This window comes from Streptomyces sp. NPDC000941 (assembly GCF_053599555.1).
On the sequence record NZ_JBSFMM010000321.1, the window covers coordinates 1 to 9,960 of the forward strand.

The following is a 9,960-nucleotide window of genomic DNA, read 5'->3' on the forward strand; positions in this document are numbered from 1 at the left end:
GGCGCACCCGCGGGTTTCCCCCCAGGCCCCGCGCCGTGGGCTGTCGCGCCCGGCCTGTGGGCCGGTAGGGGGGGGGGGGCGGCGGCCCCCCGCGGCCGGGTCCGCGAGACCGCCGCCGAAACCCATAAGCCCGGCGAGCCCGGCAGGCCCGGCAAGAAGAGCGGGGTGAACAAGCGGCCCCCGGGCCGGATCCGCAACGCGCTGGGCCGCCACTGGTACGCCTGGGCCATGGTCGCGCCCGTCGTGCTGGTGATCGGCCTGATCATCGGCTATCCGCTGGCGCGCGGTATCTATCTGTCGCTCACCGACGCCAACGAGGCGAACGTCGAGCGCAACATCGGGATGAACCACATCCCCGCGACGTACGACTTCGTCGGGCTGGACAACTTCACCGCGATCCTGAAGGACCCGATCTTCTGGGACCGGCTCGTCTGGACCGTGACCTGGACCGCCGCCTGCGTCGCCCTCACCTTCGCCATCGGCCTCGGCCTGGCCGTCATCCTCAACCGCAGATTCGCCGGCCGCACCCTCTACCGGTCGCTGCTGATCCTGCCCTGGGCCGTACCCGCCTTCGTCTCGGTCTTCGCCTGGCGCCTGCTCTACAACGAGCGGAACGGCATCCTCAACAAGATCCTGGACGGCGGCGGCATCGACGCCGTGCCCTGGCTGAACGACCCCACCATGGCCAAGGTCTCGGTGATCGCCGTGAACATCTGGCTCGGCGTGCCGTTCATGCTGGTCGCGCTGCTCGGCGGACTGCAGTCCATCCCCGGTGAGCTGTACGAGGCCGCCGAGATGGACGGGGCCGGGCCCTGGCAGCGGTTCCGCCACATCACCCTGCCCGGGCTGCGCTCGGTCAGCTCCACGGTGGTGCTGCTGTCGACCATCTGGACCTTCAACATGTTCCCGGTGATCTTCCTGCTCACCCGCGGCGGACCGGGCGACAGCACCGAGATCCTGGTGACGTACGCCTACCGGCTGTCGTTCGTCAACAGCCCGCGCGACTTCGCGGGCGCCTCGGCATGGGGCGTGCTCATCCTGCTGATCCTCATGCTCTTCGCGACGGTCTACCGCCGCGCACTCCGCAAGCAGGGAGAGGTGTGGTGACCATGCGCGACCAACGACGTTCCCCACTGGCCTCGGTCGGGCTGCACGCGACCCTCATCGTCGCCTCCGCCGTCGCGGTCTTCCCGCCGCTGTGGCTGCTGGTGACCTCGTTCAAGCCCAAGAGCGAGGCGTTCTCCACGGATGTGGTGAAGAGCCCGACGCTGGACAACTACCACCACGTCCTCGCCGATACGAAGTTCCTCACCTGGTTCGGCAACTCGCTGTTCATCGTGCTGATCACCACGCTGCTCGGCGTGTTCGTGGCGGCTACCACCGGATACGCCGTCAGCCGCTTCCGCTTCCCCGGGATGCGCCCGCTGATGTGGCTGCTGCTGATCACCCAGATGTTCCCGGTGGCCATCCTCATCGTCCCGCTGTACAACATCATGTCGACGCTGGGCTGGCTCAACCAGCCGGTAGCCCTCATCGTCACCTACCTCACCGTCGCTGTGCCGTTCTGCGCCTGGATGATGAAGGGCTTCTTCGACACCATCCCGGTGGAGATCGACGAATCCGGCCGGGTCGACGGGCTCAACCCCTTCGGCACCTTCTGGCGTCTTGTGGTGCCGCTGGCCAAACCGGGCCTTGCGGTGACCGCGTTCTACACCTTCATCACGGCCTGGGCCGAGGTCGCGTACGCCTCCGCCTTCATGACGGGCGAGGAGAACCTGACCCTCTCCGCCGGGCTCCAGACCTTCGTCAACCAGTACACCTCGGACTGGGGCTCCATGACCGCGGCCGCCGTCCTGATCGCCATCCCGGCGACGCTGGTGTTCTCCTGGGCCCAGCGCCACCTGGTCGCCGGGCTCACCGCCGGGGCGACCAAGTCGTGATGACCCGGCTACCGGCTACCGGGGGCCGGCGGGCGACGGCACGGCGTGCGGGGGCAGCATCTGCTCCGTCCAGATGCACTTGCCCGTCGCCGTGAAACGAGTGCCCCACCGCTGGGACAGCGCCGCGACCAGTTGCAGTCCGCGTCCGCCCTCGTCGGTGTCGGCCGCGCGGCGGATACGAGGGGTGGTGAGGCTGCCGTCCGAGACTTCGCAGATCAGTGTCCGGCCGTAGAGCAGGCGCAGCCGTATGGGGCCTTTGGCATGCCGGACGACATTGCCGACCAGCTCGCTGACCAGTAGTTCCGTCGTCATCGACAGCTCGTCGAGATTCCACATGGACAGTTGGTCCGTGACCCGGCGGCGGGCTTCGGCGGCGGCGATGGGGCCGTCCGGGAGGCTCCAGGAGACGACCTGGTCATAGGGCAGCGACCATGCACGGGCGATCAGCAGAGCGGCGTCGTCCTGGGTCTCGGACTGCTCTGGCAACAGCGCGCCGACGACGGCCTCGCACACGCGGTCGGGTGGCTCCGAGGGGAGTGTGGCGGCACGGGTGAGGGCCTGGGCGAGGCGGGCCATGCCCTCATCGATATCGACGGTGGAGGACTCGACCAGGCCGTCGGTGTAGAGCACGAGGAGGCTGCCGTCGGGAAGCTGGACCTCATGGGTCTCGAAGGGCGGGATCGCGGCGCCGAGCGGCGGGTCGGGGACGACGTCGGGGAAGTGGGTGGTGCCATCGGGGTCGACGATGGCGGGCGGCGGGTGCCCGGCGCTCGCGAAGACGCAGACGTTGGTGGTGGGGTCGTAGACCGTGTAGAGGCAGGTGGCGTAGAAGTCGTCGCCGAGGGCTCCGACGAGGTCGTTGAGGTGGGTGAGCAGTTCGTCGGGTGGGAGTTCGAGGTCGGCGAGGGTGTGGACGGCCGTACGCAGCCGGCCCATCGTCGCGGCCTCGGACAGCCCATGGCCCATGACGTCGCCGATGACGAGGGCGACCCGCTCACCGGACAGCGGGATGAGGTCGTACCAGTCGCCGCCGACCTGCATGCCTTCGGCGGCAGGCAGATAGCAGGCGGCCGCGGTGACGGCCGGCACGACGGGCAGGGTACGAGGCAGCAGGCCGCGCTGCAGCTGCTGTGCGCGGGTGTGCTCGGCGTCGAAGAGACGGGCCCGCTCCAGCGCCTGGGCGACCAGTCCGCTCAGCGCGATGAGCAGGGAGCGCTCCTCCTCCGAGAAGTGGCGTGGTCGGCTGAATGCCACCGCGCAGTAGCCGATCTGCTGGTCGGAGGCGATCAGCGGGAGAAAGGCCCACGCGCACATCCCGCTTTTGTAGAGGTACCCGACGGCGTCCGGGTGCTGTTCGGCGTACTCCTGCGGACTGGACAGGAAGCTCGGGGAGCGGGAGTTGAGCACACGGACGATGGCTGACATGTCCGTCACCATCAGCTTATGGATGATCTCGATGAAGTGATCCGGGTACCCGGCCGAACCGACCATCCGCCACTGCCCGTTTTCGACGATCTGGCAGATCAGGCCGGTCGCGCCGAAAGGCGGAAGCATGCGATCGGCGACCGCCTTCACGACGTCCCGGACGGTCAGCGCCTTGGCAAGGGCCGAGGTGAGCTCTCCCATGAGGGTGACGCGCTCCGCCACGGTGCGCTCGGCCGCGAACCGCTCGGCTTGCCGCTCCCGGCGTTCGGTGATGTCGATGATGTGGATGACCAGGCCGTCGGGGACCGGGTCGAGGCGTACGTGGTACCAGCCTGCCTTCCCGGGCCACCGGGTGTCGAAGCCGACCGGTGCCCGGGTGGCCACGGCCCGTCTGTGGGAGGCGGCCATCTTGGTCCGGCGGATCACCGGGTGGCCCCACAGCTCGGCTCCCGGCACCTCCTCCGCGGAGGATCCCAGCAGCCTCAGGGCCGTCGCGTTGGCGAAGGTGAGCCGTGCGTCGCGATCAAGAATGAGAAGGCCGTCGTTCAGCTGCCACATGGCACTGCCGACGGCGTGGCCGCCGGGCGGCTCCCTCGCGTGTCCGGTGTCCGCGGCGGCAGGTCGGGCGGGCCTCAGCTGCCCGGCGATCCAGTCGGCGACCAACCGCAGGAAAACGCACTGGGCATCGCTGAGGTCACCAGGCGCGTCCGCCAGTATGGACAGCGCGCCCACCGTTTGCCCCTCGGCCGTGACCACCGGCACGGAGGCCATTCTGCTGCCGCGAGGAAGCTCGTCGACGCCGGAGGCGAGGCCCGTGGGGAAGGAGTGGCCGGGGGACGGCGAAGGCGGCCGGTGCCGGCCGTCGGGCGGAGGAGGCGTCGTGACGTGGGTGTCGTATCGCAGATATGACGCGGGGACCGCGCTGCTCTCCTCCGCGAGGATTTCCCACCCCGCCACCAGGGAATCGGGGAGCCCCACGCTGGCCAACAGGCGGAGCCCGCCGTGGTCCGCATCGCGCACATGGATCATGCCTCCGAGGGCGCCGAGCTCGGCGACCACCTGGCCGAGGGCAAGCGACAGGGACCCGGTGCCACTCAGGTTGTCCTCCGTGGAGCCCAGGAGTCGAAGCCGCGTCCGCGCCGACGGACTGAGCCGGGTGTTCGCGATGTTCGGGCGTTGGTCCACACCCATGGCGTCCCCTGCGTCGCCTCGGGAATTCGATGCCGGGATCGCCGGCCCCCGGCATCCCTTATGTGCCGAATATAGCTCTTGTCGCGGAGAGAGAGTCCTGCCGGTGGGCGCGGCAGGGAAGCCGTCGCCGGGCGCGCGGACTCACCTGCCGCCGTGACCGGATGCGATCAGGTCCGCCGCTCGCTCGCCGATGACGACGCAGGGGGCCATGGTGTTGCCGCTGGTGACACGGGGCATGATCGAGCCGTCCGCGATGCGCAGGCCCTCGACGCCGTAGACCCTCAGGGAGCTGTCGACCACGGACATCTCGTCGCGCCCCATCTTCGCGGTGCAGGTCTCGTGGAAGTACGAACCGGCCGCGTTGCGGACGAAGGTCTCGAGTCGGTCGCCGCTCAGCGGGCCTGGCATGACCTCGCGCTTGACGAAAGGCTTCACCTCTGGGGAATTGCCGATTTCCCGGCAGAGTCCCACGCAGTATTCAAGTGCCTTCACATCCTCTCCGGCGGTCAGGAAATTGGCGTCGATCCGCGGGGCCGCCAGAGGATTCGCGCCGGTCAGGCGCACGGATCCACGGCTGGCGGGCCGGGCGAGCCCGGGGGCGAGTGTCCAGGCGGAATCGGCTCCGGAGGGAACGTCGTACTGGGTGACCAGGACCTCGCTGGCGAGCGGGAGCTCGTCGAGCACCGGCATCAGATCGGGGCCGGGCAGCGGCGGGTCGCTCTTGGTGAAGAAGGCGAACTCGGCGGCGTTGTTCCGGGGAGCCTCGGGGACCTGGTACTCCCAGATGCAGCCGGCGAGCAGGATGTGGTCCTGGAGGTTCTTCCCGACGCCGGGCAGGTGCACGACGCCCGGGATGCCGAGCGCGGCGAGTTCGGCCTGGTCTCCGATGCCGGAGAGCATCAGCAGCTTCGGTGTGTTGATGGCACCGAGTGAGAGGACCACCTCCTCCCTGGCCCGGACGCTCCGCGTATGGCCCCGTTGAATGAACTCCACTCCGGTCGCCCGGCTCCCCGACAGCTCCAGCCCGGTCACTTCGGCACACAGCACGATGTCGAGGTTGGGACGGCCCATGACCGGGTGGAGGTAGGTGGCGGCCACCGAGACCCTGGCATTGCCCCGGCCGACCAGCAAGTTGGGACAGCCGCAGCCGCCGTCGGACTCCATCGGATCGGCGTTGAGGTCGGCGACCGCGGGGATACCCCTCCCGGATGCCGCCTCGACCAGCGCCGACGCGAGCGGAACGGGGTTCTCCGGGAGGGCGACACGCAGGGGGCCGCCGGTGCCGCGGCGGGGGTCGGCCGGGCCGGTCCAGTTCTCGACCCGCCGGTAGATGTCGAGGACGGACGCATAGGACCAGCCGGGGTCGCCGGACTCCTCGGCCCAGAAGTCGAAGTCGTTGCGGTGGCCCCGGGCCCAGACAGAGGCGTTGATGCTGGAGCCGCCGCCCAGCACCTTGCCCATCGGCAGCGGAGGCGTACGACCGTTGAGGGACGGTGACGGCTGGGCGTGGTAGCCCCAGTCGCGCTCGCTGCCGATATTGGACATCCACAGGGTGCAGTCGACGACGGACGGCACCCGGTCGCTGCCGCCGGCCTCCAGCAGGAGCACGCTCGCTTCGGGGTTGTCCGACAGGCGCCGCGCGACGACGGATCCTGAGGTCCCTCCGCCGCAGACGATGAAATCGTAGGCGGGGCGGATGGCGTCGGTGGCGATCTCCCGGTCCACGGTGCCGAGGCTGGTGTGTGCCATGGGCGTGAGCTGTTCTTTCAGACGCTCTGTCGCACCACCCAGCGTAACGCGACGCATGGTCCCGATGACCGGCCCGACCGGCCGGGCGCGTGGGCCCGTCGCCGGGCCCCGGCCGGCCGGACCGGAGAGCGGGCCGAACGTAACACGCCGCAATAACTTGCGTAAGGTCTTGCAGCCAGAAAATGCCGGGAGTACGGTCCGGTGACCGACAAGGAGCCGACCCCTCTGACTCCTCGCCGCAAGAACCTTCAACGGCCTTACGGGCACGGCGCGTTGCCGCACGAGGCTCGATCGTCTTCCGCAATCCCCCCACAAGCAGGAGGAACGATGGCCAGCAGACCCCTCGCGGCCGCCCTCGCCCTCGCGGCGGGCGCGGCGATGCTGATAGCCCTGCCGGGGCAGGCGCAGGCCGCGCCGCCCGGCGACAAGGACGTCACCGCCGAACTCTTCGAGTGGACCTACGCCTCGGTGGCCAAGGAGTGCACCAGCACCCTGGGGCCGGCCGGTTACGGCTATGTCGAGGTGTCCCCGGCGACCGAGCACATCCAAGGCGGCCAGTGGTGGACCTCGTACCAGCCCGTCAGCTACAAGATCGCCGGACGGCTCGGTGACCGCACCGCCTTCAAGAACATGATCGACACCTGCCATGCGGCGGGTGTGAAGGTCGTCGCCGACGCCGTCATCAACCACATGGCAGCGGGATCCGGCACCGGCACCGGCGGCTCCTCGTACACCAAGTACACCTACCCGGGCATCTACCAGTCCCAGGACATGGACGACTGCACCGCGCAGATCAGCAACTACCAGGACCGCTGGAACGTCCAGCACTGCGAGCTGGTGGGCCTGGCGGACCTGGACACCGGTGAGTCGTATGTGCGCGACCGGATCGCCCAGTATCTGAACGACCTGCTCTCGCTCGGCGTGGACGGCTTCCGGATCGACGCCGCCAAGCACATGGCGGCCGAGGACCTGGCCGCGATCAAGAGCAAGCTGAGCAATCCGAACGTCTACTGGAAGCAGGAGGCCATCTACGGCGCGGGCGAGGCCGTCTCGCCGACGGAGTACCTGGGCAACGGCGATGTCCAGGAATTCCGCTACGGCCGCGACCTCAAGCGCGTCTTCACCAGCGAGAAGCTGGCCTACCTCAACAATTTCGGCGAGGGCTGGGGCTATATGGCCTCGGGCAAATCCGGTGTCTTCGTCGACAACTGGGACACTGAGCGCAATGGCTCCACCCTGACCTACAAGGACAACGCCAACTACACCCTCGCCAATGTCTTCATGCTGGCCTGGCCGTACGGCTCCCCGGACGTCCACTCCGGCTATGAGTTCTCCGACAACGACGCCGGGCCGCCGAACGGGGGCACGGTGAACGCCTGCTGGCAGGACGGCTGGAAATGCCAGCACAAATGGCCCGAGATCATCAAAATGGTCGCCTTCCGCAATACGGCGCGCGGTGCGGCCGTCGCCAACTGGTGGGACAACGGCAACAACGCGATCGCCTTCGGACGCGGTGACAAGGCGTACGTCGCCATCAACCACGAGGGCACCTCGCTGACCCGGACCTTCCAGACCTCGCTGCCCGCGGGCGGCTACTGCGATGTGCAGAGCGGCAAGAGCGTCACGGTCGACTCCTCCGGACAGTTCACCGCGACCCTCGGCACGAACACGGCGGTGGCCCTGCACGTGGGCGCGCGGTCCTGCGGCTGAGTTCCCGGCGTCGGTCGGAGCCGCACATCGGTGGATGTGCGGCTCCTTCGCCGTTGCGCCGTTACGCGGGCTTGGTGCGGGAGAACTGGTCCGTGGTGCCGTCGGTCCAGCTGAGGGAGAGAGTCTGGCCACTGACCCGGGCCGTGCCGTTCAGGGTCTTGCCGGCGCAGGAGAAGGAGGCGGCCATGGAGGACGTAAGGGTCCCGGGGCAGGTCTTGTCGGGGCCGGTCAGGGCCATGGACGTGCCGTTGATCCGCAAGGTGAGCAGATTGCCGTTCGCGTCCCGCATCCGGAAGTACCACGTGCCCTGGGCGCTCGCCAACTGACCTGAGGCGGTGGGCGGGGCGGCGGTCGTACGGCTCGGGACCGGGGCCTTGGTGGGGGCGCTGGTGGTGGTGCGGCTGGGGACCGGGGTGGACTTGCCGGGGGTCCTGCTCGGCGAGGGGGTGGGGCCGGTGGACTCCATGTCGCCCGACTCGCCGGTGCCGGAAGGAGTGGGCTTGCCCGGTTTCTCGGACTGGCTGGTGCCCGTTTCGTCCTTGGCGGACGCCGACTTTCCGTCGCCGTCGCCGTCGTCGCCTCCGCAGCCGGTCAAGGTGAGTGCCAGCACCGCGACGGCGGTGGCGGCGATCGAAGTCGTTATCCGCACGAGATATCCTGCCGTACCCAATTCAATATTCGGAATTCCATGGACGCTGGCGAGCCTTCCATACGCGACAAGCCGAAATCCAGCGTTCACGGAGGTTCTCTGGATCAGTTCTGCTGCACTGCGGATAATCGCTTTCCGGGCGGGGCGACGGTATGTCAGGGTCGCCGGGTGCATACCTCCCCACGTGAACTGGCGCGCTGGCAGTTCGAGCTGACCTGGTCCCTGTTCGAGTACCACCTGGAGCGGCTGGAGCCGGAGGACTTCCTGTGGGAGCCCGCCGTCCACTGCTGGACCGTACGTCAGCAGCCCGACGGGACCTGGGCGCCCGACTGGGCGGACACCGAACCCGATCCGGTGCCCGTCCCCACGATCGCCTGGCTGAGCTGGCACATCGGCTGGTGGTGGAGCGTGACCCTCGACCATGCGCAGGGCCGGACGCCGCGGGAACGGACCGAGATCGGCTGGCCGGGTGACGGCGCGGCGGCCGTCGAGTGGCTGCGCGGGCTGCGTGCGGACTGGCTGGCGGCGCTGGACAAGCTCACCGACGCCGACCTGGAGGCCGTCGCGCCCTTCCCCTGGCAGAACGACCCCCAGCACACCGTCGCCCATATGCTCGGCTGGGTGAACGCCGAGCTCATGAAGAACGCCGCCGAGATCGGCCAGCTCCGGATGGTGCGCGCGGCCTCACCACGCTGAGCGGGGCGGCGCCGAGGTCAGCTCAGGCCGTCAGCGCAGCGCCGTCAGCCGCCCGCCGCCCATCAGCCGGCCGATCAGCCGCGCCTGGTCGCCGGCCTCGGCGGGCAGCGTCAGCAGCCGTCCCGCCGCCGCGCCCCGCACGTCGCCGCGCGCCGCGACGGCGGTCACCTGCCTGCTGCCCGCCGCCAGCAGATACCACCGCCCGGTACGCGACTTCCACAGCGCGCCCGCCAGCACCCGCGGCGCGCGCGGCCCGCAGTCCGGGGAGCCGTCCGCGCTCGCGACGATGGCGGCCGGGGCGCCCGGGTCCCTGGCCGGGGGCTGGAACTGGGCCAGCACCCGGTCGCCCGCGCCCCGCCAGGTCTCCGCGCGGGTGCACACCCAGTCCGCCGCACCGCCGCCCTCGGGCAGCCGCTGGGCCGCGAACCGCCAGGCGTTGACCTCGCGCACGCCCCGCGAATGCAGCAGCGGCAGCCGACAGCCGGTGTGCGCCCAGGCCGCCCGGGCCTCCGCGCCCGCCACGTCCAGCGGGCCGCCGCCCGGCGACCGTCAGCACCGAGTGGTTTCTGCGCTATCTGCACACCGTCGTACGGCCCGTGC

Annotated in this window: 7 protein-coding genes and 1 pseudogene; 4 read left to right on the forward strand and 4 right to left on the reverse strand. The window is 69.6% G+C overall.

Annotated elements, in window-relative coordinates; all coding sequences use genetic code 11:
* Positions 1 to 228: 228 nt before the first annotated feature.
* Both ACWDSL_RS49310 and ACWDSL_RS49315 read left to right on the forward strand, forming a co-directional pair.
* Complete coding sequence (locus tag ACWDSL_RS49310) at positions 229 to 1,107, forward strand: carbohydrate ABC transporter permease (protein ID WP_450495807.1); 879 nt, start codon at positions 229 to 231, stop codon at positions 1,105 to 1,107.
* A gap of 2 nt (positions 1,108 to 1,109) precedes the next feature.
* A complete protein-coding gene (locus ACWDSL_RS49315; RefSeq protein ID WP_450495797.1) occupies positions 1,110 to 1,940 on the forward strand; it encodes a sugar ABC transporter permease in 831 nt (276 codons plus the stop codon).
* A 15-nt stretch (positions 1,941 to 1,955) separates the two neighbouring features.
* Here ACWDSL_RS49315 and ACWDSL_RS49320 read toward each other — a convergent pair whose 3' ends face one another.
* Both ACWDSL_RS49320 and ACWDSL_RS49325 read right to left on the reverse strand, forming a co-directional pair.
* Entirely contained in the window at positions 1,956 to 4,556 is a 2,601-nt protein-coding gene (locus tag ACWDSL_RS49320; RefSeq protein ID WP_450495799.1) for a SpoIIE family protein phosphatase, read from the reverse strand.
* A gap of 141 nt (positions 4,557 to 4,697) precedes the next feature.
* Positions 4,698 to 6,305, reverse strand: coding sequence for a GMC family oxidoreductase (locus ACWDSL_RS49325; RefSeq protein WP_450495800.1), 1,608 nt, complete (start codon positions 6,303 to 6,305; stop codon positions 4,698 to 4,700).
* 327 nt (positions 6,306 to 6,632) lie between these two features.
* Between ACWDSL_RS49325 and ACWDSL_RS49330 the strand changes: the two are divergent.
* Positions 6,633 to 8,012, forward strand: a pseudogene (locus ACWDSL_RS49330) (alpha-amylase); the annotation flags it as partial.
* A 64-nt stretch (positions 8,013 to 8,076) separates the two neighbouring features.
* Here the strand turns inward: ACWDSL_RS49330 and ACWDSL_RS49335 are convergent.
* Positions 8,077 to 8,664 carry a hypothetical protein gene (locus tag ACWDSL_RS49335; protein WP_450495801.1) on the reverse strand — a complete coding sequence of 196 codons (588 nt, stop codon included), beginning with the start codon at positions 8,662 to 8,664 and terminating at the stop codon, positions 8,077 to 8,079.
* A 168-nt stretch (positions 8,665 to 8,832) separates the two neighbouring features.
* Between ACWDSL_RS49335 and ACWDSL_RS49340 the strand changes: the two genes are divergently transcribed.
* On the forward strand, positions 8,833 to 9,360 hold the full coding sequence (locus ACWDSL_RS49340) for a DinB family protein (RefSeq protein WP_450495803.1): 528 nt from the start codon (positions 8,833 to 8,835) through the stop codon (positions 9,358 to 9,360).
* 30 nt (positions 9,361 to 9,390) lie between these two features.
* Here ACWDSL_RS49340 and ACWDSL_RS49345 read toward each other — a convergent pair whose 3' ends face one another.
* Positions 9,391 to 9,882: a hypothetical protein gene (locus ACWDSL_RS49345; RefSeq protein WP_450495805.1), complete on the reverse strand. Its 492-nt coding sequence runs from the start codon at positions 9,880 to 9,882 to the stop codon at positions 9,391 to 9,393.
* Positions 9,883 to 9,960: the final 78 nt, after the last annotated feature.